This is a genomic window from Rickettsiales bacterium Ac37b (assembly GCA_000746585.2).
Taxonomy (GTDB): Bacteria; Pseudomonadota; Alphaproteobacteria; order Rickettsiales; family Arcanibacteraceae; genus Ac37b.
Window position 1 is genome coordinate 598,545 of sequence record CP009217.2, and the last position, 22,747, is coordinate 621,291.

Below are 22,747 nucleotides of genomic sequence, written 5' to 3' on the forward strand. Positions count from 1 at the left end.
TTCAACTATTGATTATTATAGTAATAAGGCTTAAAATCGTTACATAATATTTTTATATAATTAGGTGCATGAGTGAAATATTAAAATATATTAATAAAGCTGTACAAAGAGAAACCTTAACTTTAGAAGAAGCCACACGAGCTTTCCAAATTATTTTAGCAGGTGGCGCCTTACCTTCACAAATTGTTGCGTTTATAGTTGCATTAGAAACAAAAGGCGCTAACATAGATGAGATTTTAGGTGCGATTAATGTATTTAGAACTAAATCTAATTTTATCCTCGCTCCAAATAATACTATAGATATCTGCAATATAGGTCCCCATACAAATAATTTTCTTAATATATATACTGCCGTCGCCTTTGTTGTAGCAGGATGTGGCATACCTGTTGCAAAACACGGCAGCAATATAATTACACAATTAGACAATTATAATATTCCTTCATCTATAATACGTGCGTCTGATATATTACCTATTTTGGGCGTGAATATTAATGCACATCCAAAAAAATCTGCCCAATCACTGCTAGAAGCAAACATATGCTTTATGTTAATTAGTAAATACCATACATATTTACGAGAAATATTATCTTTAGTTAATGAATTAGATATACACACTATATTTGACTTTATTATTCCTTTGTGTAATCCAGCAAAACCCAAATATTGTTTAATTGGAGTACATTCAAAAGAAATAGCAGAAAAACTAGCTATGATCATGCAACATATGGAATATAACAAAGCATGGATTGTATCAAGCCATAATGTACTAGCAAGTTTAACTTTAACAGGAGAGGCTTATGTAATTGAAATAACAAATAAAAATACAAAATCCTTTACTATTACTCCTGAAGAATATCAATTACCAATAATGGAAAATTTAGATGAAATTAAGGGCGGAGATATGTTTTTCAATGCTAAAAAATTATTAGAATTATTACAAGGACAGAAAAATACTTATCGCGACATAGTCCTCTTAAATGCTGCAGCAGCCTTATTCATCGTCGGTGAAGTATCAAACATCAAAGATGGTATTTTACTTGCCTCTAATTCTTTAGACAGCGGACAAGCATATAAATCTTTGCAAAATCTTATTGCTATTTCTAGTATATAAATTATATCTATAGCTCTTTTTTATAACTATCCATAATAAATTTATTTTTATCATTTGGTATGACAATTTTATACGGTGAAATAATATTTTGCTTTTCTAGAGCCTCATGCGCTGTTAAAGCTTCAACTATTACATAATCTTTTTCATTGGTATATATTATATATTTTTGCTTTCATTATTTTCAGCAATATTAATTACTGGTATATTAAGACTTACAAAAGATTCTTTATCATCCATAGTTATTATTAATAATGTTATAAATACATTTTATTAGTATGAACTAAAAAAATTAAATGTTAATTAATTTATATCCATAAATCAATTTAATTTCTTAATATCTATGTTTTATAACTTAATTTTTATTACTTATATATTAATACTTATTATTACTTGAGCTGCAATCCCTTCATTACGCCCTGTAAATCCCATTTTTTCGGTAGTTGTTGCCTTAATATTAATTCTATCAATAGAAATAGATAAAATTTCACTTAATTTGTTTTGCATTGCTAATCTATAAGGATTAATTTTGGGAGTCTCTCCTATAATAATTATGTCAACATTAATAATAGTAGCATTCTTATGTCGTAACATTTCTAGTGTATGTTCTATAAACCTGACAGATCTGACATCCTTCCATTGATCGTCAGTAGGTGGGAAATGCACACCTATATCACCAGCACCTATAGATCCTAATAAAGCGTCACATAACGCGTGTAAAACCACATCTCCATCAGAATGTGCTATAATTCTATAGTTATGCGGAATTTCCACTCCTCCTAAAAAAATTTGACCATTTGTACTCAATTGATTCTCAAATTTGTGAACATCAAATCCTATTCCTACACGTGTTTCATATTGCTTATGCATAAAAATTTTTGCCATTTCTAAATCATGCGCATCTGTTATTTTAAAATTAAATCTAGAAGAAAGAATGGTTTTTACTTTGATATCTGCGTTTTCACATACTTCAGCATCATCAGTACAAGATATATTTTGGCATTTTTGATGTGCTATCATTATGCTACTATAATCAAATGCTTGAGGCGTTTGTGCTAAATAAATATTATCTCTCTTTAATGTTTGAGCTACTATTTCTCTATCAATTCCCTTTATAGTATCATAAATACTACATACAGGTATAACAGCTTTATTATCTTTTAATTCTTCAATCAACTTATTTAATAAATTCTCATCATAGAAAGGACGTGCAGTGTCATGAATAATTACATATTTAGGTTTTATATCTTGTATAGCTTGTAAACCTAGTCTTGAGGACTCTTGCCTAGTATTTCCTCCAATTACTACCGGTAATAATTTGGTAGATTGTAAAGGCAAATTTAATATTTCCTGTTTATATAAATCAATATGATCTTGATGTATTACTACCTGTATCGCACTAATTACATTACTTTTTTCTAATAATAATATATTATGTGCTAGTAAAGTAACGTTGCCTATTTTTATATATTGTTTAGGCATGCACGACGCAAGTCTATTACCTACCCCTGCTGTTAGTAATATTGCTACAACACCAGAATATTGAGCCATTAGAACTATTTATTTACCAAATGCATTTGGTTCCTTAACGAATTAATACTCGATTCAAAAATACTATTTTGAATTTCTATATTATTTAGATTATTTTCTAAATATTTCTGTACAGATTTAATGACTATTGTAAACATATTAGAATAAGAATTTTTTATTAACTCATTCTCTGCTATACTAAGTTTTTGTTCAGCAAGCTTTTTCTTTCTAGATAATTCTTCATCTAACTTCTTACGACTCTCAATAATTAATGCTTCTGCCTCTTCTTCTGCCCATTTATTAATTTTTTCTAGCTCAGATGCCAAACTCATCTGTTTAGTTTTACATTGAGATAATAATAACTCAGCTTGAAATTTTAATTCTTCAGTTTCATTGATCTCTCTTTTTATCTCTAAAGCACGTTCATCCAATTTTGTCAAAAGAATATTTTTGGCAGGCTTGATCATTAATATCACAAACACTACAAATGAAAATGCTACCCAAAATTCAGGAGTTCCTATCATGAATGCCCTTTCATATTACTAATAATCTGCCGTAATTCTTGAACATCAGGCTTAGAGCCCACCATCTTCTCAATCAAAAGAGAGGTTAATGATTCTGCTTGTATAGCAAGATTTTTGGCAAGTTCTTGCTTAAGAATTACCATTCTTTCTTCTGCTACATGTGAATATTCTTTTATAACTGAATCTAATTCTTGCAACCGTAAAACCATTTCATTATTAATTTTATTATTAGCTTCCTGAATTAAATTAGCCGAATGAAGATGAGCCTCTTTAATAGATATATTATATTGCTCTTCAATTAATTCAGCTTTTTTCTTTAATTCTTCAGCTTTCTTTAAATTATCTGCTATAACATCCTGCCGTTTCTGCAATAACTTTTGCATCATTGGAACAGTTATATAATGTAATAACCCATATAATAATATAAAGGTTACCACAAGCCAAAAAATCTGAGATAAATAACTACTAGGATCTAACTGCGGCATATTCTATTTATGCTTTAAAGAATATTAAAATAAATGCCAAAATTAAAGCAAACAAACCCATAGCTTCAGCAAGACCAGCTCCAATAAAAGCATATTTAAATATTTTATTCTCCGCTTCTGGATTACGTGCAATAGCATTTACTGCTGCTGAAAAAATATTACCTATTCCAAGCGCAGCACCTAACATTGCTAAAGCCATACATCCTATAGCTATAAACTTTAAACTTTGTGCATCCATAATACATCCTCCAATTAATTATTAATTTTAATGCAAATTAACTGCATCATTCAAATAAACGCAAGTAAGTATAGTAAAAATATACGCTTGCAGTATAGCAACAAAAATTTCTACTCCTGTAAACACCACTATAAATGGTACAGGGATAAAACCCCAGACAGCTCCCATCATAATAACAAATCCTGCTAACACTTTTAACAAGATATGCCCTGCCATCATATTAGCAGCAAGCCTAATAGAAAGTGTAATAGGACGTGCTAAATAAGTAAGCAATTCAATAACCACAAAAAACGGAACTATAAATATACTCATCCCTGAAGGCGCAAATAGCGATAAAAAATGCCAACCATGCCTAATAAAACCTATAATAGTTACAGCAAAGAAGACTATTATTGCTAAAGCAAACGTCACTATTATATGACTTGTCGCAGTAAAACTATATGGCATCATACCTAATAAATTACACATTAATACAAACATAAATAAAGTAAACACTAGAGGAAAGTACTTTAATCCCTCTTTACCTGTAACTTCTTTAATAGTATTAAAGACCATATAATATAAAATTTCTGCAATACTTTGCCACCTTCCTGGAACTACGCTCATACTTCTTATTGGTAATGTCAATATCATAAAAGACATAACGACTGCTGTTAACATAAACAAAGAAGCATTAGTAAAACTCAAATCAAAACCACTAATATGTAAGGGTAATAAAGATTTAATTTCAAATTGGCTTAGAGGACTATGCATACCTTCAGACATATTTACTCCTTGTCTCCCAACTTTTTTGCCAATTTTACTATATTTATCATACCAGCAACTGCACCTAATAAAAAACCTATAATTAACAAAATAGGCATCGTGTTAAAATATTTATCTAAGCTATACCCTAAAAAAGAACCTACTCCTATTATTACAATGAACTCTATACAAATATTAAAAACTTTGGTTTCATTGCTTTCACTTTTGATATTCTTTTTATCATTTTGTACTTTACGTATTCTACTTATCTTGTCCGATAACTCTTTAAAAGAAGGTAATTCATCCATTATATATAACCCACACTTTAATGCATTGAACTTACATTCTAAAAATTTATCACAACTAATACAAACAAAAGCAAATTAACTATCTTGTCGTTCTATGTCAAGTACATTATTGCATATAATGAAAACTCATCCATATACATGGATAATCAATTAAATTACATTATTTGTGATTTTTACTAAAAATCTAAATTTTTGTAATGAAGAGAAGGCTCAAAACCAGTAATTTTATCTTGCAAAAATGAGCGAAAGCTAGGGCGGGATTTTAATACAGAATACCAATTTTTGACATTAATATATTGCTCCCAAGGAACATCTCCTAAGTAGTCAAGCACCGATAACTGCACAGATGCAGCAAAATCAGCAATTGTTATATATTCTGACGCCAACCACCTACGTTGCTTCAGTAAAAAATTTATATACTCTAAATGATAATGTATATTTATTTTAGCCGCTCTAATAGCCTGAGAATTAGGCGCTGATTTACGTGCATAATAAGCAATTATACGTTCATTAATAATATAACGACTGACTTCATGATAAAATTTATTATTAAACCAATTTGTAACTCTACGTACTTCAGCACGCATCTCTAAGGTACTGCCTAATAAAGACTTATTGGTATGCTTCTCTTCGAGATACTCGTAAATAGCCATAACGTCTGCAATATGAAATTTATTTGATTTATCAATTAATACAGGAACTTCAGAAGCAGGATTTAGTCTAATAAACTCTTTTCTTTGCTTCCAAAATTCTTCTTGAATTAACTCAAATTCTACACCTTTTTCATTTAGGACCATCCTAATTAGCCTAGAAAATGGACATAAAGAAAAATGATACAAAGCATACATATATATAATTACAGCACGAACTACAAACAATATAAGGCTAATATTTTATTAATATTAGCCTTATATATTAAAACTTAGTAATATAAAATTACATTTCTGAATTGCGCTTACGCTCTAATTTACGTCTTCTACGCATAGATTCAGCACTTTTACGCACTCTTACTTCAGAAGGCTTTTCATAATGACGTTTCATCTTCATTTCTCTAAATATGCCTTCTCTCTGCATTTTTTTCTTCAAAGCACGTAATGCTTGATCCACACTACTCATTCCATCACGGACTGTTACTTGAACCAGGGTACTCACCTCCTTTCTATTCGAGATGCCATTGACTTTATTGTATATTCATTATACTAATTTTAATTGATACTTATAAAGTTATTATTTTGAAAAAGCAAACTTTTCTTAAATGAAAAAATAAAATATGGACAATATAGAACAAAATAAAAAAAATTTTTTGTTAGAAATGTTAAAACAGGTCCCTTTTAGCGGCTGGAATGAAATTAGTATCAAGCATGCAGCAGAGGCTCTGAATTGGAGTACACCTTATGTTTCGCTATTATTTCCTAATAATATATATGATATTCTTAATTATTTTATTATTCATATAGATAAAAATATGCTAAAGGATTTAGAGGTAACAAATCTACATTCTATGAAAATATCCAGTAGAATTTATACTATTATACAAGCCCGTTTAAACCAAAACTTAATACATAGACCTGCAATAGCAAAAATGATATATTTTTGTACTTTACCTCAAAATACCTTATATAGCCTGAAAACCTTATGGCGTACCGTAGACAATATTTGGTTTGTATGCAAAGATCAATCCACAGATTTTAATTACTATACTAAAAGATTAATATTATCAGGAGTATATAGTAGCACTCTCTTACACTGGGTCAATGATTTTTCAGAAAACCAAATAGAAACCATGGAGTTTTTAGAAAGGCGCATTAATGACGCCTTAAAAATTGGTACTTTTAAACACTCTCTTAAAAATAAAATTCAAAATATACCGTTTTTACGCCTATTAAATTAATAAATAATTTCTTATAATAATCTATTTAACCCCATACCAATCTCTAATTTCTTTCTATCATAGTCTCTATAAGCTTAATTGTACTTTTAATCCCATATAATTTAATAAATGATCCTAAACGAGGCCCTTGAGATTGCCCTAACAATACTTCATAAAGCATTTTGAAAAAATCCTTTAATTCTATTCCACTATTCTTGCCAATAGTATATATATTATTTTGTAATTCTTCAGCCGTTACCTCATTTGTAACTGTTTGCAACATACCTTTAATTTCTTTTAAGCGCTCTTTCTCTTCCTTGCTAGCAACTCTAAAGCTTTTATTTGGCAAAATAAAATCTTCATAATACTTAATAGCATAACCTACTAACTTATCTAAAAATGGCGCATCTTCTGGATTAGCATTATTTGCATATTTTGCGATAAATCCCCATAACACTCTTTTATCTTCAGGATTACAAACACTAGCCAAATTTAGTAATAAGCTAAAATTTAATCCATATAATTCATATTTAGGAACAACACCTTTATGGATATGCCATAAAGGACTAGTTAAATCTTCTGTAGTATATTTATTATTATAAGTAATATAATCATCTACAGTTTTAGGTATAATATCAAAGTATAATCTCTTAGCCTTACCAGGAGCATTATACATAAAAAGCGACAAACTCTCTTCAGGAGCATAACGCAACCATTGCTCTATAGTAAGACCATTACCTTTTGATTTCGAAATTTTTTGCCCAGTTTCATCAAGAAATAACTCATATTTATATAGTACAGGTTCCTGTTTTCCTACAATATGACAAATACGAGAAGATAACTCAGCTGATGAAATCAAATCCTTACCATGCATCTCAAAATCTACTTCCTGCGCAAACCAACGCATTGCCCAATCAACCTTCCATTGCAATTTACAACTTCCACCAGTCACAGCTATTGTAACCTTAGATCCATCAATATCTTCATATGTTATAGTCCCTGCTTCTTTATCCCACGCAGTTAAAGGTACTTGCAGCACCACACCTGTTTTAGAACATATAGGTAAAAATGGACTATAAGTTGATTGCCTTTCCTCACCAAGCGTAGGTAGCATCACTTCCATAATCTCTTCATAATGATGTAATATGACAAACAGTGCTTGATCAAAAAATCCACTTTTATAACACTCTGTAGCACTTTTTAATTCATAATCAAAACCAAATTGATCTAAAAAACTACAAAGACGTGCATTCATATGATGTCCAAAACTTTTATGAGTACCAAAAGGATCAGGAATACTAGTTAAAGATTTGCCTAGATATTCTTGAATAATCTCTTTGTTAGGTAAATTATCTGGAATTTTTCTTAAACCATCCATATCATCAGAAAAAGCTATCAGTCGTGTTGGTAGATTATATAATTCTTCAAATGCATGCCGTACCATCGCAGTACGTACCACCTCACCAAATGTCCCAATATGTGGCAACCCAGATGGACCATATCCTGTCTCAAATAAAACGTAACCTTTGTGAGGTAGTTTTTTCCCGATTTTCTGCCAAATTTTTTCAGCTTCTAAAAATGGCCACGCTTTATTTGCTAATACTCCAATTTGTTCATCATTCATCTTTCTTGCCCTATTTTAATTTTTATAGTAGTCTATATGTTAATTTTGTATTAATTCCTTGTTTGGCTTTTTTATATGATACCAATAATAAATATTCTTAATCATCGTAATATACTAATATTTATTTTTATAGCAAGTGTTGTAGCTATCTCAACAGCTTTAATTTCTGAATATGTGTTTGGTCTAAAGCCATGCATATTATGCATATACGAACGCATACCATATATACTTACAATAATTTTTTCAATCATAGGCTTGGGTATTAACAAATTAAAAAAAATAACGCTTGTATTGTGCTTATTAACTTTTATTAGTAGCACTATTTTATCTTTATATCATGTAGGAGTAGAATATCATATATTCGAAGGTACAAGTAGCTGTAATAGCGCTCCTTCTATTTCTAATCAAACTTTAACTATCGAAGAATTACGCAATCAAATTTTACAAAACCAACGCCCCTCTTGTAGTGAAGTTTCCTTCAGATTTATAGGTATCTCTATGACAGGCTGGAATTCTATTCTATCTATTATTTTAGTGTATCTATCGTATGTAGCATTAAGGAAAACTAAATATGAATAATATAAAAAATCCATTACCAGGTGACCATAAAGAACAAGAGTTACTACATTCCATAATTCGAGTTAACCATGCTGGAGAGTATGGTGCAAAACGTATATATGAAGGCCAGTTAGCCATACTTAAAAATCATCCTTCTGCTCTCTTAATTAAACATATGAAAGAACAAGAACTCGAACATCTCACCTTCTTTGAACAAGAATTAATAAAACACAGAATAAGACCTTCTATATTACATCCATTTTGGCATGCCGCTGGATTTGCTCTAGGAGCTATCACTGCTTTAATAGGTGATAAAGCTGCTATGGCATGTACTAGCGCCGTAGAAACAGTGATTACAGAACATTATAATAAGCAAATAAACTTATTAACCAATCAGAATGCTGAACTTAAACAAAAAATTACTAAATTCCGTGATGATGAACTCGAACACAAAAATACAGCTTTAGAGCAGGGAGCAACCCTCTCACCCTTATATACTTCTCTAAATTTTATAATACAACAAGGATGTCGTGCAGCTATTTTTCTTGCTAAACGCTTTTAAGAATTTTATACAAATATCTAAATCAATATTATAGCTTTCTACGAATTCATTATATCTATCAACAAAAAATATGGTATTTCTGATCTCTACTCACTGAATTTTAGGCCTATAATTGATATTAATAATAAACTAATAAATACAATACGAGGCAGTGATAAAGGATCTTTAAATAAAATAGCTCCTGTGATAACTACACCAGCAGCACCTATACCAGTCCACACTGCATATACTGTGCCTAGCGATATAGAATTCATAGATTTATTCATTAAGTACAAACTTAAAACTGCAGAAACCACAAATAACGTAGTAGGCAACGGACGCGTAAATCCTTGAGAAGCTTTTAAACAGATAGCAAATACTATTTCTGTTAGTCCAGCCATAATTAGATAAATCCAATCTAGTAGCATATTATCTCCCAGATAATTAAGTTATCTATATATTACAAAAATATTACATGCACATAAGGTAAATTTCTGGATATTTCCTCATTTACCTTAAAATATAGGATTTATTTTTTGCAGATAAATTTTAATATATAAATGGTGGCTGGACCAGGAATTGAACCAGGGACACATGGATTTTCAGTCCATTGCTCTACCAACTGAGCTATCCAGCCTTAATAATTCTGATAGACATATTACTAATTTTCATAAATTGCAACAATAAAGTGATATTTTTATACGTTTTAGCTTAATATTAAATTATATAATTTATATTATTGATAAAATAAATTATATTTATATATTCAACGACTATAATATAAAATTACAGAGCATGAAATGAGATTAATATTATTTTTACTTGCTATAAATTTATTTACACATTTTGAAGCTTGGGGAATTGATATATCTTCTAATCAAAATCAAGATATTTATAATATTAATTACGATGATACTATTCAAACCATAAAGGACCCTTTTGAAAAATTTAACAGAAGATCTTATAGTTTCAATATATCATTATATAAATATTTTCTAAAGCCTATTACAAGAATATATCAAACTATTACACCAAAATGGGGACAAAATCGAGTAACTGATTTTACTAATAATTTATCTCATCCACTTAGAGTAGTTAATAGCGCTCTTCAAGGTAACTTTAAATCTGCCATGCAAAATTTTTGGCGTTTTACCATTAATTGTACCTTAGGTATTGGCGGTCTATTTGATATAGCAAGTGAGCTTGGATTACCTAATAAACCTGCAAATTTTGATTTAACTTTTGCTCACTATAATGGTAACCCTGGACCATATGTGATGATACCTATAGTAGGACCTTCAACAGCACGTGGGGCTTTTGGCTTGGTGTTAGATATTATTCTTGATCCTCTCAACTATTTTTTTAATGATTATCAAGTTATTGGAAGATATGCTATAAGAATCTTAGATACCACGAATAATAATATGAGTCTTATAGAACATATTAATAAAACTGCCTTAGATCCTTATATAATGACACGTAGCTTCTATATACAAAATCTTTTACAAGGTAAAAATATTTTACAGTATAATAATGATGTTAAGGAGAACAAGATATGAAATGCTCTAAAAATTTTATGATAATCTTATTATCATTTTTTATTATATCTTATAATATAGCTTTAGCTCAAGAAACTGGAACCGAGCAACAAGTCCGGGATTTTGTTAATAATATTGGCAATAAAACTCTTGCTATTATACAAAATACCCATTCCACTCCTAAGGAAAAAGAAGAAGTTTTAAAACAATTATTTATAAATACTGTTGATATAACATGGATGGGAGATTTTGTACTTGGCAAATATTTACGTAGTCTTGATGATAAACAACTTACTGAATATCGAACTTTATATAAGCAATATTTAATTAATAGTTACGTACCGAAATTTAAGCAATATACTCAAGAAAGTTTTAAAATCACTAATGTCAATAAACGTAATGACAATGAATACATAGTATACACTGTTATTTCTAGGCCTAATGGCCAATCTATTGCTGTAAATTATATGATAAGAGGCAATAATAATCAATTTATGGTATTTGATATAATAGCAGAAGGCGTGAGTCTAATAGTTACAACTAAGTCAGATTTTAGCTCAATAATCACAAATGGCAATAATCAAATTGAAGCTTTATTCGCACAATTAAAAAATAATCTAGGTATTAAATAATTACTATGTATAACATCTTTTATGTAATAATTACTTTACTTATTTTAACTAGCATAACCTTAATGTTAATTAGTATTTTTAATAACTCCTCAATATTTGATAAAATTATGTCAATGAATTGTCTTACTAACTATGTCATTATATTAATTACATTAATTGCTTCTCTTAAAGTACAAGAAACTTTTCTAGATATTGCTTTAATTTATGCTTTTATAAATTTTATAGCAACAATAGGATTTTTAAGATATTTTAAACAAAAGCAGCTTAAAGAATAATTATGGCATTAATAGGCTGGATTTTTATTTTAATAGGAGGCGTATTTATATTTTCAAGCACTATTGGTTGCATGAGATTTCCTGATTTTCTTAGCAGGTTACATGCAGCAGGAATAGGCGATAGTTGTGGAGGACCGTTAGTTATAGTAGGATTAATTATGCAAAATGGTCTAACTATCTTTAGTTTTAAACTATTTTTACTTATTATAATATTATTAATTACTAACCCTACTGCTTGCCATATATTAGCAAAATCAGCCTTATTATCTTCTGAAGATGAGAATGATGTTTAACATTACTACTATTATTACCCCTCTTGAAATTATATTATTAGTTTTTGCCCTATTTAGTGCTTTTTTTATTATTTATAATAAAAACATACTAACCTGTATTATTATATTATCAGCTTTTAGCTTAATTATGACAGTAATTTATATATTACTGGACGCACCTGATGTAGCAATTACAGAAGCATCTGTTGGAGCTTGTGTTAGTACGATAATACTTTTAACCTCTTTAACTCATATTAACATAAATAATTCATCACCTAAAAACCAAGGCTTTACTTTAAGACTGATATTTAGTATTGTTTTAGGTATAATGTTAGTTGGTATATTATCATATTTAACATTATATTTTCCTGACTATGGTGAGCATATTATACTTTCTCAAAGCCCAATTACTAAGCACTATATTCAATCTTCGGGCATAGAAATTGGAATTCCGGAAATTGTGACTTCAATTTTAGCAAGTTATAGAGGATATGACACTTTAGGAGAAACAATAGTAATATTTACTGCTGCAATTTGTGTGCTAACTATATTAAATAATAAGAACAATACTAATGCAAATTAATAATATAATTTTAAAAGTTATTACAAAACTTTTATTACCATTTATTATGTTACTCGCTCTCTATATTCAATTTAATGGAGAGTTTTCTCCAGGAGGAGGATTTCAAGCAGGAATAATCTTTGCTTCAGCATTTATATTATACACAATGGTATTTGGTAACCAAGCTATGTATAAAATTATATCATCTTTTACTTTAAAGATTTATCTTGTTAGCGGTATTCTAATGTACATTATAGTTGGTATAATACCTATATTATTCAATAAAAATTTTTTGACTTATTCTGTCTTAATTACCGATAAATTGGCCAGTGAGAAATTAGGTATTATGCTCATAGAACTAGGTATAGGTATAACTGTTTTTTCCTCCATATTATTAATATTTTTGAGCTTAATTAGAAGGCGGTATTAAAATATGTTTTACTATTATATTGTTATAATACTATTTGTTTTTGGCATATGTGGAATAGTAATAAATTCTAATCTCATCAAAAAGATTATGGCACTTGGTATAATCCAAACTTCCATATTATTGTTTTTCCTGACTATAGGTAAAGTTAAAGAAGGTCAAATACCTGTACTAAAATGCTTAAACTATGATATATGTCCTGAAACATACGTTAATCCATTACCTCAAGTTCTAATGCTCACTGCAATTGTAGTGGGTTTAGCAACCTTATCAGTAGCACTTGCACTAATAATCAGAATCAAGGAAACTTACCAAACCATAGAAGAAGAAGATTTACCTTTATAATTAGGTATTATGAGATAAAAAATACACAGCAAGTAGACATAATGTTATAGTTTGTAATGTCACTCTAAGAGTCATAAGCTTATTACCATATTTCTCATTAAGTTCATTTCCAAGCGCCATGAATATAAGACCTATAACTAATACAACAAGCGTACTAATCATAAATATAAACACCAATAACGGTAATATTGCCATAATTATATCCTTTATCCATGAACATAATGGATAATTATTACCATGTCTAGATGTAATTAAAATTTCTTTCTACTGTATTTTATCACTTTATTCTCTTATTTTTTCTTTTTTTATATTTAATATTTAAACTTAAAGTATCAATAATCGTCTAAATATTTTTGCCAGCTTATTACATTTAAAGATTCTAGAACCTTCGTTTATAAGAAATTACTTAGCGAGTAGTGTTAAAGTATTAAATTATTACTGCATTTTTGGCTACAGTCATAATTATTTTTTTAACTTCTCCGCCCTTATAACTTCCCTTTCAAAATCTGGCCTATTCTTTAAACGATTACTGATACTCTTCATGGTATATATAATTTTTAAGCTATGGAAGTACCTTTTTTTAATTTTTTCAAAAATTTTTATTTTTTAATCAAAAAATATGGAAAATTTTATATTACTCCATATGGCTGAGTATCCAACTCATCATTCAAAAAGGTGAAAATACAAAAGTAATCAAGAGACAGCACTATCCAATACCATAACCTTTCTCTAAGATTTCTTTTTCCTTTCTTATTCTTTTGCTCCAGGAATGATGTGATTCATCATTTTTATTAATAGACTCATACTTTCTCGTAGTAGAAGGAGATTCAGGTTTTATTTCCTTATTCGCAGATGATGAAGCATCAATATTTTCCTGCGTAGTAGAGAATATTTGTATGTTTTTTAATATATATTCTGTTAATTCTCTTAAATTTTTATTATCAATGTCAAGATAATTTAATCTTAGTAAATTATAATTTTGCTTTTTTATTAAAAAGCTATTCAATTGAGTAGAAGCATTTTCACGATCTGAGTTTACATAATAATGAGACGGCCCATCTATTTGGGCCACTAAATTTCTTTTTGGTAAATAAAAATCTACATCAGTTGCAACCTCTTTAATCCAGTAATTATGATAAATTTTTTCCTCTGAAAGTAATAATGCTTCTTTTACTTTTAGTTCTAACTGCGATATTTGTAGATCTTTTTTAAAATTTAAGTTTATTATAAAGTTTTGCGTTTCCTTAGATAATAAATTTTCTGTTTATCTGAAAGCTGATAATATATAGTATATAATTGATGATACGTACTATTTTCATTATTCATAAGGTTATTATTTATACCTTGAATTAACTCATTTGGAATACGTAATGTATTACGATCCATTAATAAAAATGCATAAAGAGAATTAGCTAAATTTTGGCTATTAAATTCATATAATTGTTCACACGCTGAAATATGCCAGTTATTAAGTAAACCTTCTTCAAGCAAAATTTTAAATAACTCTGGCTTTATACCTCTATTACGCTTATAGATATTGCTGATTTCGTAAAGCAAATTACTTAACCCTCTAGCATTAAATAGAATAGTATCCTTTGGTTGTTCGTTGCTATCTAGTAATTGATTAGCTCTTCTAAGTATATTGTAAAACTCACGATCAGGAGAATGATCTCTATATTTCTTTAAATGTTGGCAAATATTGATGGAATTATAATGCTCTATACCACCATATTTGTTCTGTTCTTTGAATGAAGGTTTATTTTCTGCCTTATTATAGCGCTTATCAAAAGATCTCATATTTAGCTCATATTAAAATAAACGTGAGTAATAATATATATTACAAATTATTAAATTACAATAACTCTTATTATACTGATATTAATATTATTATAGCAAATTAACTTCTTAGTTTAGGCTATGGGAGACGAGTTGAATTGTACAAATAGTACATAAGATGAGGAACGACAACATCCCAAATAACAAATTAAAAAGCTATAATTAAAATTAAATAAGCTTATCGATAAATAATCGATCCAATTTTTTAAATATTATATTTCTGAATTTATATTCTAACTTAGAATATGTATGAGGGAACAAGTATAACAAATAATCTATCTGGTAATGCAGCAAAAGTAAAAAATTTTCAAACACCTATAATAAATATACCCAATCTCTTAGCAAGAATTTTTGTAGCTTCAAGGTTTGCAATCAATGAATTACCCGCTTCTAAAGCTATTCCCGCCATATTAGCATCATATATTAATTGGACTGTATTTGGACCAATAGTTGGAAGGTCTACCCGCTGATCCTGAATAGATTTTTTCATCTTTACTAATATACCGGCGCGCCCTTCTTCACGTTTTAAATCTTTACATCGCTGAATAAGAGCGTCAGTACCTTCTACAGCCTCTACACCTAAAATTAAATTATTTTCTACTATTACCGCTTGACCAATATCTAAGACTTCCATTGTGCGCAAAACATTTATACCTACCTCAATATCTTCTAAATCCTGATCTGTTGGAGCAATACTACCTACCAAACCCTTAGGAGTAACTAATTCAGGTAATAATGTATTAGGTGCAATAACTGAAAAATTTTCTTCCTCTAAAAAGGTAGTAATTACACGTAACAACGCATCATCACCATAAATTTTAGCTTTAGCAAGTCTTGCTACCAATTTCATTCCTACACTATCAAGCTTAAACATGGATAATGCCGGACGCTTTATCTTTCCTACTAAAACTATTTTATTTACCTTAGCATCTTTAAGAATATTTAAAATCTGACCTACTTTGCCTATATCTTGCCATGTATGTTCTATTTCATCAGATAATTCTAACTCAGCCTCACCTTTAAGCGCCACTACAAAAAATTTACGATTATTAGCCTGCAAATACCTTAAAATTTCTTTAGGCAATGTACCACCACCAGCTATTATACCTATCTTTTCCATATTATAATTTTGGTTTACATATAGAACGTGCCGTATTTTGTAAAAGAAAATCTATCATAACCATCACATTAGCATTATCTTTATATTTCTCAGCTGCTATCTTCAATTTATTAGCAAATGTACTGCTATCTTTGTGCAGAAATAATTCTTCATATACATTTTGAATAGATGAGATAGTTTCATTATCATAATTACGTCTTCTAAGACCAACAATATTTATACCAGATAAATATGCTCTTTCGTTTAATGCAATACCATAGGGTATAACATCACTTTCAATAGATGCCATACCTCCAATCATAGCATGCGCACCTATCCTTACAAATTGGTGAACTGCACTAAGTCCCCCCAGTATTGCATAATCACCTATTACTACATGACCGCCAAGCGTCACATTATTAACCAAAATTACATTATCACCTATAATGCAATCATGCGCTACATGACAAGACACCATTAATAAACAGTTATTCCCAATAACCGTTTTCATTATTCCCCCTACTGTCCCAGGATTAATAGTTACATGTTCACGTATAATATTATTTGAACCTATAATAACTCGAGATGTTTCACCTTTATATTTTTTATCCTGCGGTATATGTCCTATTGACGCAAAAGGGAAAATTTCTGTATTATCACCAATCTCAGTATGTCCTTCTATCACTACATGTGATTTCAGTACAACATTTTCTCCTAATTTGACATTCTTGCCTACTATAGAATAAGGCCCTACATATACGTTATTTGCAAGTTCAGCACCTGGATAAATAATCGCAGTAGGATGTATATTATTACTCATTCTCTATCCATAATCATTGCTGTAAACGTAGCTTCTGCAACCTTTGAATCTTCAACCATTGCTTCTGCATTAAATCGCCACACTTTTCCACGATTACGATCTTTTGTAACACGTATATACATGGTATCGCCTGGCACTACCGTTTTACGAAATCTTGCTTCTTCAATTGACATAAAATATACAAGTTTATTTTCAGCTTCATCACCTAAAGTATCTACTACCAAAACAGCTGAGGTCTGGGCCATAGCTTCTATAATTAATACTCCAGGCATAATTGGTTTCTCAGGAAAATGACCAAGAAAATGTGGTTCATTAAAGGTAACATTTTTTATACCTAATGCATATTGGTCTGGCACTAACTCAATTACCTTATCAATAAGCAAAAAAGGATATCGATGCGGTATCATTTTCAATATTTGCTCAATATTAATGATCTTATTAGGCATTTTGTTTACTCTCTTGTAATTTAATTAATTTTCTTAAAATACTTGTTTGGCGATGCCATTGCTTAATAGGTATTGCCGGATATCCTCCAACTATTGTCCCTTGTTCTACATCTCGAATCACTCCACTTTGAGCCGCTATTTGCGACATAGCTCCTATATTAAGGTGCCCAGAAATACCTACCTGTCCTCCTACCAGCACAAAATCCCCTAATTTAGTACTACCTGCTATCCCTACTTGTGCTACTATCACACACCCTTTGCCAAGCTCTACATTATGCCCAATTTGTACTAAATTATCAATCATACAATGATTTCCTATCACAGTATCATGACCCGACCCTCTATCTATACAGCTATTAGAACCTATTTCTACATGATCTCCTATAATAACCCTACCTAATTGTGGAATTTTATAATGCCCTAACTTATCACTTGCAAAACCAAAACCATCTTGACCAATCCTAACTCCTGTATGTATTATCACATCATCACCTATTATAGCATATAAAATAGTTGTAAGCGGACCTATACTACAATTATTACCAATGGTTACTCCTCTTCCAATGACAGTATTTGCACCTATAGTACAATTATCACCAATCACAACATTGCTACCAACTACGACACCGTGCTCAATACGAGTGTTAATTCCTATAATTGCAGTATTATCAATTTGGGCAGAAGATGCTCTATAATAATCTGCACTCTGTTTGAATTCAAACAGTGGCGAGGTATTATTATAACTCTTAACTTGATTTGGATAAAAAGCAGCTGAGGTAAGAGCATAAGATTTATATGGATTATCAGAACATAATAATATCATATCTTTTGGAGCATGATTGATATATTTTCTTTCTATAAAACACGCAGCAGCTTTGCTATATGATAATATATTTAGATATTTAGTATTATTTAAAACAGTAATATGTGTAGAATCAGCTAATTCTAAAGGTGCAACGCCACCTATTAATTGAGCCATATCTATCTTCTTATTTGATTCATTATATACTTTTGCTCCTGATATTCTCTCAATTTCACCTAACGAAAATGGTCCACAATTATCAAAAAAAATAGGATCTACCATAGCTTTCCTTTTTTAACTTTTCATCATTATATATAGTAAATTAAGTAAATTTAGGACTAGACGCTATAAGCGAAGCCTACAAATAGTAGGAGAGCCTTGAGCTAACTGCGTACTGATTCAAATCAACTTACTATTGAGCACACTATATAACGAATCTTCAATATATTCTACTATATTTAATTAATATTTGTTTTGATGTCATTATTTGTACGAAAATTTTTATACATTACTATAAAATTTGATTGGATATAAATTCTTCTTGTTCTATATTAGTAGAAGATAATTAAGAAAGGAATAAAAATTATATGACTATGGCTCCTAAAACACATGATCTTTTTGAAACAGAAATAAATTCAACAATTCGTGCCACTTCAGCATCTTTAGAAAAAATTTTATACCAAACTCTACCTGTCTTAGATCATGGTTTTATTAGAGTAATAGATTACATGGGCAACGATGCTGCAATAACTCAAGCTGCTCGTATTTCTTATGGAAAAGGTACTAAAAAAATCAATGAAGATACAGGGCTTATACGTTATTTAATGAGGCATAAACATACCAGCCCTTTTGAAATGTGCGAAATAAAATTCCACATTAAACTACCTATTTTTATAGCACGCCAATGGATTAGACATCGTACAGCAAATGTTAATGAATATTCAGCTCGCTATTCTATTTTATCAAAAGAGTTTTATCTTCCCTCTCCAGAAAATATTGCTCCTCAATCTACTACTAATAAGCAAGGAAGAAGTGATGATAAATTAACTCCAGAACAAACTCAATATATTTTAAATATATTAAAAACTGATGCAGAAATGTGTTATGCGCATTATCAAGAATTACTGAATGAAGATGAACAAGGTAATATTATTGATCCAGATAAAGTCGGACTGTCACGAGAATTAGCACGCATGAACCTAAATCTCAATTTTTATACAGAATGGTACTGGAAAATTGATTTATATAATTTATTACATTTTTTATCATTACGCGCAGATAACCACGCTCAATATGAAATTAGAGCCTATGCTGTGGCTATCTTAAACCTAGTTAAAGATTGGGTGCCTATTACATATGAAGCATTTATGGAATATAACGTACATGGAGTAAACGTTTCTTGTTCTGGCCTCAATACTATAAAAGCAATGTTAAAAGGTGAAAAGCCTACTCAAGAAACTAGTAATATGAGCAAACGCGAATGGAATGAATTAATGCAGTTACTAGAACTTAATTAGGCACAGTGAACCCAGTTTTCATTGATGTAGGATAAATAGAGCGAAGAGTAACGCGCTAATTCGAATGTTTTTACTATAATTTTTGCTTTATAGCCAGCTGCAACCTTTCTAAGGATGCAGCCTTACCTAAGATAGACATAATTTCAAAAACACTTGGCGATGTAGTAGAACCAGTTAGTGCAACTCTTATAATCTGCGCTATATCGCCTAATTTAATATTCAAATTGCTTGCGTAATCTTTAATAACATTATGCAAATTCTCTTCTGCCCACAGATCTATATTTTGTAACATTCCTGTTAATTGATTTAATAAAATTTTAGCATCTTCAGTCATAATTTGTGCTGCTTTTTCAGAATACTGTAGCGGCAAGTCTGCAACATAAAAAAACGCATTATCAGCAAGTTCATTAAGATTTTTTGCTCTAATTTTTAATCCATTCATAGCAAGTTCTAACGTAGATATCTTGTCACAATTTAATGCATATCCTAATTTTTCTTCTAAAGATGCTTGAATAAATTCTATAAGCTTAATATTTTCACTATTCTTTAGATAATGAGCATTAATATTATCTAACTTTTTAAGATCAAGCCTAGCAGGAGACTGACCTATAGATTCTAGATTAAACCACTCTATTGCTTGCAGAGTAGAAATAATTTCATCATTACCATGACTCCATCCAAGACGTAATAAATAATTTCTTAAGGCTTCTGGTATATACCCCATGTCACGATAAGCTTCTACACCTAATGCTCCATGACGCTTAGATAATTTACTACCATCAGGACCATGTATAAGGGGAATATGCGCAAAAGTGGGGGAATTCCATCCTAAAGCCTGATATAAAACTTCTTGACGCGATGCATTAGTTAAATGATCATCACCTCGTATGATATGAGTAATTCCCATATCGTGATCATCCACTACTACAGCAAACATATAAGTAGGAGTACCATCTGATCTAACCAGAATCATATCGTCTAGCTCACTATTTTCAGTAATGATTTGTCCCTGTACCTTATCATTAATAACGATCCTACCTTCCTTAGCTACCTTTAGCCTAATCGCAGGATTTATACCTTCAGGTGCTTCACTTGGATCACGATCTCTCCACCGACCATCATACCTAAATTGCTTACCTAATTTAGCAGTTTCATCACGTAATATACTCAATTCTTCTGGTGTCATATAACAATAATACGCTTTACCTTCTGCAATTAGGGTATGCGCTACTTCTAAATGACGATTAATACGAGAAGATTGATAAATTACATCTCCATCCCAAGACAATCCAAGCCACGATAATCCTTCTAGTATTGCCTCTATAGCTTGTTTGGAATTACGCTCTTGATCAGTATCTTCAATACGTAATAAAAACTTACCATTATTATGCTTGGCAAAAAGATAATTAAATAATGCAGTCCTAGCCCCACCTATATGTAAAAAACCAGTAGGAGATGGAGCAAATCTAGTAACTACCATTCATTCTCCCTAAAATCTCTTTTGCATTGAAAGTAAGTATAAAACTTTAGACGTTATTATTCTGTTTATCTTTTTGTATACTTGCATCCAATTTTGCATGTTCAATTGCTTTATTTAATTCAATTTGAGTACATAATCCAAGTAATACAGGATCACGAGGTTTAATATTACTAATATTCCAATGCTCTTTGTTACGTATTGACGAAATTGTACTTTTGGTAGTACCAATTAATTTACATATTTGTGAATCCTGCATTTCAGGACAATTTTTTAAAAACCAAGCAATAGCATCCGGTTTATCTTGTCTCCTTGCAACTGGTATATAACGCGGTGTTTTCTTTTTACTACCTTTTAGATACTGATCTCTTACTATTAATTTTAAACGAGCATTTTCATCTTGCTCACAACGTCTTATTTCTTCTAACGTTAATTGACCTTCTAATATAGGATTCCAACCTATGATATTCTGTGCTACCTCACCATCTGCTATAGTCTTAATTTCCAAAATATGCATATTACAAAATTCAGCTATTTGCTCAAATGTTAAAGCTGTATTTTCAATAAGCCATACAGCAGTAGCTTTAGGCATTAGAGGTAAATTCATTATACTCCTCAATTACTATTAATATACTAAAATTAAATTTATACCCTTAATTACAACAAATTCTTATTCATTACCAAAATATAAATATGCTATAATATATGTACCATACTTGAAATAATAAGGTTTTAATATTTGTTTTAGAGCTATTTTAATGTAAATTCACCCTTTCTAATATTGCTTGAAATACAGAAACCTTTGCCTTTAACTCCAAAATCTCTTCATCAGACTCACTAATTGCTATAGCCTTATTTAGATCATTAACGTGATTTATTATATCACTCTTGTCTAACTTATCTGTATCCACGGCATTTTCAACTAATACTACACAATGATCATTGTATATTTCTGCAAATCCTTCTGATATAAAAATATTATTACTTATATTATCCCCATGATAAGTGATTAACAACCCAGGCCTCACTGTAGATATAAGAGATATATGGCCAGGCAATATTCCTAAATCCCCTTCTGTTCCTGGTATTACAGCCATATCAACTTCATGTGAGAATATTTTCCCCTCAGGAGTAATTATTTCTAAATTTAACTTCTTATCTGACATAT

Annotated in this window: 32 protein-coding genes and 1 tRNA gene; 12 read left to right on the forward strand and 21 right to left on the reverse strand. The window is 30.1% G+C overall.

Features of this window, described 5'->3' with window-relative positions; genetic code table 11:
* Positions 1-68 precede the first annotated feature (68 nt).
* Positions 69-1,112: an Anthranilate synthase component II gene (gene trpD, locus NOVO_02900; protein AIL64971.1), complete on the forward strand. Its 1,044-nt coding sequence runs from the start codon at positions 69-71 to the stop codon at positions 1,110-1,112.
* Between the two features lie 366 nt (positions 1,113-1,478).
* Here the strand turns inward: trpD and ispDF are convergent, their stop codons facing one another.
* From ispDF to rpsU, 8 genes are all read right to left on the reverse strand, one after another.
* Positions 1,479-2,660 (reverse strand): Bifunctional enzyme IspD/IspF, encoded by a 1,182-nt coding sequence (ispDF, locus tag NOVO_02905; protein AIL64972.1) that lies wholly within the window; start codon positions 2,658-2,660, stop codon positions 1,479-1,481.
* Between the two features lie 5 nt (positions 2,661-2,665).
* The gene (gene atpF, locus NOVO_02910; protein AIL64973.1) at positions 2,666-3,163 is read right to left on the reverse strand and encodes an ATP synthase subunit b precursor; all 498 of its coding nucleotides are present in this window, start codon (positions 3,161-3,163) and stop codon (positions 2,666-2,668) included.
* Positions 3,160-3,648 carry an ATP synthase subunit b 2 gene (atpF_2, locus tag NOVO_02915; protein AIL64974.1) on the reverse strand — a complete coding sequence of 163 codons (489 nt, stop codon included), beginning with the start codon at positions 3,646-3,648 and terminating at the stop codon, positions 3,160-3,162. Before atpF_2 ends, atpF begins: the two co-directional genes overlap by 4 nt.
* Before the next feature lie 7 nt (positions 3,649-3,655).
* Positions 3,656-3,886 (reverse strand): ATP synthase subunit c, encoded by a 231-nt coding sequence (locus NOVO_02920; protein ID AIL64975.1) that lies wholly within the window; start codon positions 3,884-3,886, stop codon positions 3,656-3,658.
* A 27-nt stretch (positions 3,887-3,913) separates the two neighbouring features.
* Positions 3,914-4,651: an ATP synthase subunit a gene (gene atpB, locus NOVO_02925; protein AIL64976.1), complete on the reverse strand. Its 738-nt coding sequence runs from the start codon at positions 4,649-4,651 to the stop codon at positions 3,914-3,916.
* Between the two features lie 2 nt (positions 4,652-4,653).
* The gene (locus NOVO_02930) at positions 4,654-4,938 is read right to left on the reverse strand and encodes a Putative F0F1-ATPase subunit (ATPase_gene1) (GenBank protein AIL64977.1); all 285 of its coding nucleotides are present in this window, start codon (positions 4,936-4,938) and stop codon (positions 4,654-4,656) included.
* 176 nt (positions 4,939-5,114) lie between these two features.
* Positions 5,115-5,735 carry a stringent starvation protein A gene (locus tag NOVO_02935; protein ID AIL64978.1) on the reverse strand — a complete coding sequence of 207 codons (621 nt, stop codon included), beginning with the start codon at positions 5,733-5,735 and terminating at the stop codon, positions 5,115-5,117.
* Positions 5,736-5,874: 139 nt separating this feature from the next.
* The gene (gene rpsU / locus NOVO_02940) at positions 5,875-6,090 is read right to left on the reverse strand and encodes a Ribosomal protein S21 (GenBank protein AIL64979.1); all 216 of its coding nucleotides are present in this window, start codon (positions 6,088-6,090) and stop codon (positions 5,875-5,877) included.
* 118 nt (positions 6,091-6,208) lie between these two features.
* Here rpsU and NOVO_02945 point away from each other — a divergent pair, with 118 nt between their 5' ends.
* Positions 6,209-6,829: a hypothetical protein gene (locus NOVO_02945; protein ID AIL64980.1), complete on the forward strand. Its 621-nt coding sequence runs from the start codon at positions 6,209-6,211 to the stop codon at positions 6,827-6,829.
* Positions 6,830-6,872: 43 nt separating this feature from the next.
* Here NOVO_02945 and lysS read toward each other — a convergent pair whose 3' ends face one another.
* A complete protein-coding gene (gene lysS / locus NOVO_02950) occupies positions 6,873-8,432 on the reverse strand; it encodes a Lysine--tRNA ligase (GenBank protein ID AIL64981.1) in 1,560 nt (519 codons plus the stop codon).
* A 75-nt stretch (positions 8,433-8,507) separates the two neighbouring features.
* Between lysS and NOVO_02955 the strand changes: the two genes are divergently transcribed.
* Together NOVO_02955 and coq7 are read left to right on the forward strand one after the other, a co-directional pair.
* Positions 8,508-9,011, forward strand: a complete 504-nt coding sequence (locus tag NOVO_02955) for a Disulfide bond formation protein B (protein AIL64982.1) — start codon at positions 8,508-8,510, stop codon at positions 9,009-9,011.
* Positions 9,004-9,552: a 2-nonaprenyl-3-methyl-6-methoxy-1,4-benzoquinol hydroxylase gene (coq7, locus tag NOVO_02960; protein AIL64983.1), complete on the forward strand. Its 549-nt coding sequence runs from the start codon at positions 9,004-9,006 to the stop codon at positions 9,550-9,552. The genes NOVO_02955 and coq7 overlap by 8 nt, the downstream gene beginning before the upstream one ends.
* Positions 9,553-9,638: 86 nt before the next feature.
* Here coq7 and sugE read toward each other — a convergent pair whose 3' ends face one another.
* Together sugE and NOVO_02970 are read right to left on the reverse strand one after the other, a co-directional pair.
* A complete protein-coding gene (gene sugE, locus NOVO_02965) occupies positions 9,639-9,959 on the reverse strand; it encodes a Quaternary ammonium compound-resistance protein sugE (GenBank protein AIL64984.1) in 321 nt (106 codons plus the stop codon).
* Between the two features lie 133 nt (positions 9,960-10,092).
* A tRNA-Phe gene (locus NOVO_02970) sits at positions 10,093-10,168 on the reverse strand.
* Between the two features lie 163 nt (positions 10,169-10,331).
* On the opposite strand from NOVO_02970, the gene mlaA reads away from it, so the two are divergent.
* Genes mlaA through mnhC1 form a run of 7 tightly spaced genes read left to right on the forward strand, consistent with a single transcriptional unit; the run spans position 10,332 to position 13,582 of the window.
* Positions 10,332-11,090 (forward strand): putative phospholipid-binding lipoprotein mlaA precursor, encoded by a 759-nt coding sequence (mlaA, locus tag NOVO_02975; protein ID AIL64985.1) that lies wholly within the window; start codon positions 10,332-10,334, stop codon positions 11,088-11,090.
* Positions 11,087-11,701 (forward strand): putative phospholipid-binding protein mlaC precursor, encoded by a 615-nt coding sequence (mlaC, locus tag NOVO_02980; GenBank protein AIL64986.1) that lies wholly within the window; start codon positions 11,087-11,089, stop codon positions 11,699-11,701. Before mlaA ends, mlaC begins: the two co-directional genes overlap by 4 nt.
* A 5-nt stretch (positions 11,702-11,706) precedes the next feature.
* A complete protein-coding gene (locus NOVO_02985; GenBank protein ID AIL64987.1) occupies positions 11,707-11,976 on the forward strand; it encodes a putative monovalent cation/H+ antiporter subunit F in 270 nt (89 codons plus the stop codon).
* Between the two features lie 2 nt (positions 11,977-11,978).
* A complete protein-coding gene (locus tag NOVO_02990) occupies positions 11,979-12,269 on the forward strand; it encodes a putative monovalent cation/H+ antiporter subunit G (protein AIL64988.1) in 291 nt (96 codons plus the stop codon).
* On the forward strand, positions 12,259-12,831 hold the full coding sequence (mnhA1, locus tag NOVO_02995) for an Mnh complex subunit A1 (GenBank protein ID AIL64989.1): 573 nt from the start codon (positions 12,259-12,261) through the stop codon (positions 12,829-12,831). The genes NOVO_02990 and mnhA1 overlap by 11 nt, the downstream gene beginning before the upstream one ends.
* Entirely contained in the window at positions 12,821-13,240 is a 420-nt protein-coding gene (locus NOVO_03000; protein AIL64990.1) for a putative monovalent cation/H+ antiporter subunit B, read from the forward strand. The genes mnhA1 and NOVO_03000 overlap by 11 nt, the downstream gene beginning before the upstream one ends.
* A gap of 3 nt (positions 13,241-13,243) precedes the next feature.
* Entirely contained in the window at positions 13,244-13,582 is a 339-nt protein-coding gene (gene mnhC1 / locus NOVO_03005) for an Mrp complex subunit C1 (protein AIL64991.1), read from the forward strand.
* Here mnhC1 and NOVO_03010 read toward each other — a convergent pair whose 3' ends face one another.
* From NOVO_03010 to lpxD, 7 genes are all read right to left on the reverse strand, one after another.
* The gene (locus NOVO_03010; GenBank protein AIL64992.1) at positions 13,583-13,777 is read right to left on the reverse strand and encodes a hypothetical protein; all 195 of its coding nucleotides are present in this window, start codon (positions 13,775-13,777) and stop codon (positions 13,583-13,585) included.
* Positions 13,778-14,288: 511 nt separating this feature from the next.
* Entirely contained in the window at positions 14,289-14,654 is a 366-nt protein-coding gene (locus NOVO_03015) for a hypothetical protein (GenBank protein AIL64993.1), read from the reverse strand.
* A 152-nt stretch (positions 14,655-14,806) separates the two neighbouring features.
* Positions 14,807-15,379 (reverse strand): hypothetical protein, encoded by a 573-nt coding sequence (locus tag NOVO_03020; GenBank protein AIL64994.1) that lies wholly within the window; start codon positions 15,377-15,379, stop codon positions 14,807-14,809.
* A 346-nt stretch (positions 15,380-15,725) separates the two neighbouring features.
* Entirely contained in the window at positions 15,726-16,538 is an 813-nt protein-coding gene (locus NOVO_03025; GenBank protein ID AIL64995.1) for a hypothetical protein, read from the reverse strand.
* A 1-nt stretch (position 16,539) separates the two neighbouring features.
* Complete coding sequence (lpxA, locus tag NOVO_03030) at positions 16,540-17,337, reverse strand: Acyl-[acyl-carrier-protein]--UDP-N- acetylglucosamine O-acyltransferase (GenBank protein AIL64996.1); 798 nt, start codon at positions 17,335-17,337, stop codon at positions 16,540-16,542.
* Positions 17,334-17,783: a 3-hydroxyacyl-[acyl-carrier-protein] dehydratase FabZ gene (gene fabZ / locus NOVO_03035; GenBank protein AIL64997.1), complete on the reverse strand. Its 450-nt coding sequence runs from the start codon at positions 17,781-17,783 to the stop codon at positions 17,334-17,336. Before fabZ ends, lpxA begins: the two co-directional genes overlap by 4 nt.
* A complete protein-coding gene (lpxD, locus tag NOVO_03040; protein AIL64998.1) occupies positions 17,776-18,867 on the reverse strand; it encodes a UDP-3-O-acylglucosamine N-acyltransferase in 1,092 nt (363 codons plus the stop codon). Before lpxD ends, fabZ begins: the two co-directional genes overlap by 8 nt.
* A gap of 305 nt (positions 18,868-19,172) precedes the next feature.
* On the opposite strand from lpxD, the gene thyX reads away from it, so the two are divergent.
* Positions 19,173-20,102 carry a Thymidylate synthase thyX gene (gene thyX / locus NOVO_03045; protein ID AIL64999.1) on the forward strand — a complete coding sequence of 310 codons (930 nt, stop codon included), beginning with the start codon at positions 19,173-19,175 and terminating at the stop codon, positions 20,100-20,102.
* Between the two features lie 73 nt (positions 20,103-20,175).
* Here the strand turns inward: thyX and gltX are convergent, their stop codons facing one another.
* The 3 genes from gltX to atpC form a co-directional block, all read right to left on the reverse strand.
* The gene (gltX, locus tag NOVO_03050) at positions 20,176-21,582 is read right to left on the reverse strand and encodes a Glutamate--tRNA ligase (GenBank protein AIL65000.1); all 1,407 of its coding nucleotides are present in this window, start codon (positions 21,580-21,582) and stop codon (positions 20,176-20,178) included.
* A 46-nt stretch (positions 21,583-21,628) separates the two neighbouring features.
* A complete protein-coding gene (locus tag NOVO_03055; protein ID AIL65001.1) occupies positions 21,629-22,186 on the reverse strand; it encodes a hypothetical protein in 558 nt (185 codons plus the stop codon).
* 148 nt (positions 22,187-22,334) lie between these two features.
* Complete coding sequence (atpC, locus tag NOVO_03060) at positions 22,335-22,745, reverse strand: ATP synthase subunit epsilon (GenBank protein AIL65002.1); 411 nt, start codon at positions 22,743-22,745, stop codon at positions 22,335-22,337.
* Between the last annotated feature and the right edge of the window lie 2 nt (positions 22,746-22,747).

Excerpts from the sequence above, each read along its gene's own strand:
- NOVO_02985 (AIL64987.1), top strand. The coding sequence starts at position 11,707 with ATGTATAACATCTTTTATGTAATAATTACTTTACTTATTTTAACTAGC.
- atpC (AIL65002.1), bottom strand. The coding sequence starts at position 22,745 with ATGTCAGATAAGAAGTTAAATTTAGAAATAATTACTCCTGAGGGGAAA.
- atpB (AIL64976.1), bottom strand. The coding sequence starts at position 4,651 with ATGTCTGAAGGTATGCATAGTCCTCTAAGCCAATTTGAAATTAAATCT.
- lpxD (AIL64998.1), bottom strand. The coding sequence starts at position 18,867 with ATGGTAGATCCTATTTTTTTTGATAATTGTGGACCATTTTCGTTAGGT.
- NOVO_03020 (AIL64994.1), bottom strand. The coding sequence starts at position 15,379 with ATGAGATCTTTTGATAAGCGCTATAATAAGGCAGAAAATAAACCTTCA.
- coq7 (AIL64983.1), top strand. The coding sequence starts at position 9,004 with ATGAATAATATAAAAAATCCATTACCAGGTGACCATAAAGAACAAGAG.
- NOVO_02945 (AIL64980.1), top strand. The coding sequence starts at position 6,209 with ATGGACAATATAGAACAAAATAAAAAAAATTTTTTGTTAGAAATGTTA.
- NOVO_02935 (AIL64978.1), bottom strand. The coding sequence starts at position 5,735 with ATGGTCCTAAATGAAAAAGGTGTAGAATTTGAGTTAATTCAAGAAGAA.
- mlaC (AIL64986.1), top strand. The coding sequence starts at position 11,087 with ATGAAATGCTCTAAAAATTTTATGATAATCTTATTATCATTTTTTATT.
- mlaA (AIL64985.1), top strand. The coding sequence starts at position 10,332 with ATGAGATTAATATTATTTTTACTTGCTATAAATTTATTTACACATTTT.
- lpxA (AIL64996.1), bottom strand. The coding sequence starts at position 17,337 with ATGAGTAATAATATACATCCTACTGCGATTATTTATCCAGGTGCTGAA.
- NOVO_03055 (AIL65001.1), bottom strand. The coding sequence starts at position 22,186 with ATGAATTTACCTCTAATGCCTAAAGCTACTGCTGTATGGCTTATTGAA.
- atpF (AIL64973.1), bottom strand. The coding sequence starts at position 3,163 with ATGATAGGAACTCCTGAATTTTGGGTAGCATTTTCATTTGTAGTGTTT.
- NOVO_02990 (AIL64988.1), top strand. The coding sequence starts at position 11,979 with ATGGCATTAATAGGCTGGATTTTTATTTTAATAGGAGGCGTATTTATA.
- NOVO_03025 (AIL64995.1), bottom strand. The coding sequence starts at position 16,538 with ATGGAAAAGATAGGTATAATAGCTGGTGGTGGTACATTGCCTAAAGAA.
- NOVO_02920 (AIL64975.1), bottom strand. The coding sequence starts at position 3,886 with ATGGATGCACAAAGTTTAAAGTTTATAGCTATAGGATGTATGGCTTTA.
- thyX (AIL64999.1), top strand. The coding sequence starts at position 19,173 with ATGACTATGGCTCCTAAAACACATGATCTTTTTGAAACAGAAATAAAT.
- NOVO_02955 (AIL64982.1), top strand. The coding sequence starts at position 8,508 with ATGATACCAATAATAAATATTCTTAATCATCGTAATATACTAATATTT.
- sugE (AIL64984.1), bottom strand. The coding sequence starts at position 9,959 with ATGCTACTAGATTGGATTTATCTAATTATGGCTGGACTAACAGAAATA.
- fabZ (AIL64997.1), bottom strand. The coding sequence starts at position 17,783 with ATGCCTAATAAGATCATTAATATTGAGCAAATATTGAAAATGATACCG.
- NOVO_03010 (AIL64992.1), bottom strand. The coding sequence starts at position 13,777 with ATGGCAATATTACCGTTATTGGTGTTTATATTTATGATTAGTACGCTT.
- NOVO_02930 (AIL64977.1), bottom strand. The coding sequence starts at position 4,938 with ATGGATGAATTACCTTCTTTTAAAGAGTTATCGGACAAGATAAGTAGA.
- trpD (AIL64971.1), top strand. The coding sequence starts at position 69 with ATGAGTGAAATATTAAAATATATTAATAAAGCTGTACAAAGAGAAACC.
- gltX (AIL65000.1), bottom strand. The coding sequence starts at position 21,582 with ATGGTAGTTACTAGATTTGCTCCATCTCCTACTGGTTTTTTACATATA.
- lysS (AIL64981.1), bottom strand. The coding sequence starts at position 8,432 with ATGAATGATGAACAAATTGGAGTATTAGCAAATAAAGCGTGGCCATTT.
- mnhC1 (AIL64991.1), top strand. The coding sequence starts at position 13,244 with ATGTTTTACTATTATATTGTTATAATACTATTTGTTTTTGGCATATGT.
- mnhA1 (AIL64989.1), top strand. The coding sequence starts at position 12,259 with ATGATGTTTAACATTACTACTATTATTACCCCTCTTGAAATTATATTA.
- atpF_2 (AIL64974.1), bottom strand. The coding sequence starts at position 3,648 with ATGCCGCAGTTAGATCCTAGTAGTTATTTATCTCAGATTTTTTGGCTT.
- NOVO_03000 (AIL64990.1), top strand. The coding sequence starts at position 12,821 with ATGCAAATTAATAATATAATTTTAAAAGTTATTACAAAACTTTTATTA.
- ispDF (AIL64972.1), bottom strand. The coding sequence starts at position 2,660 with ATGGCTCAATATTCTGGTGTTGTAGCAATATTACTAACAGCAGGGGTA.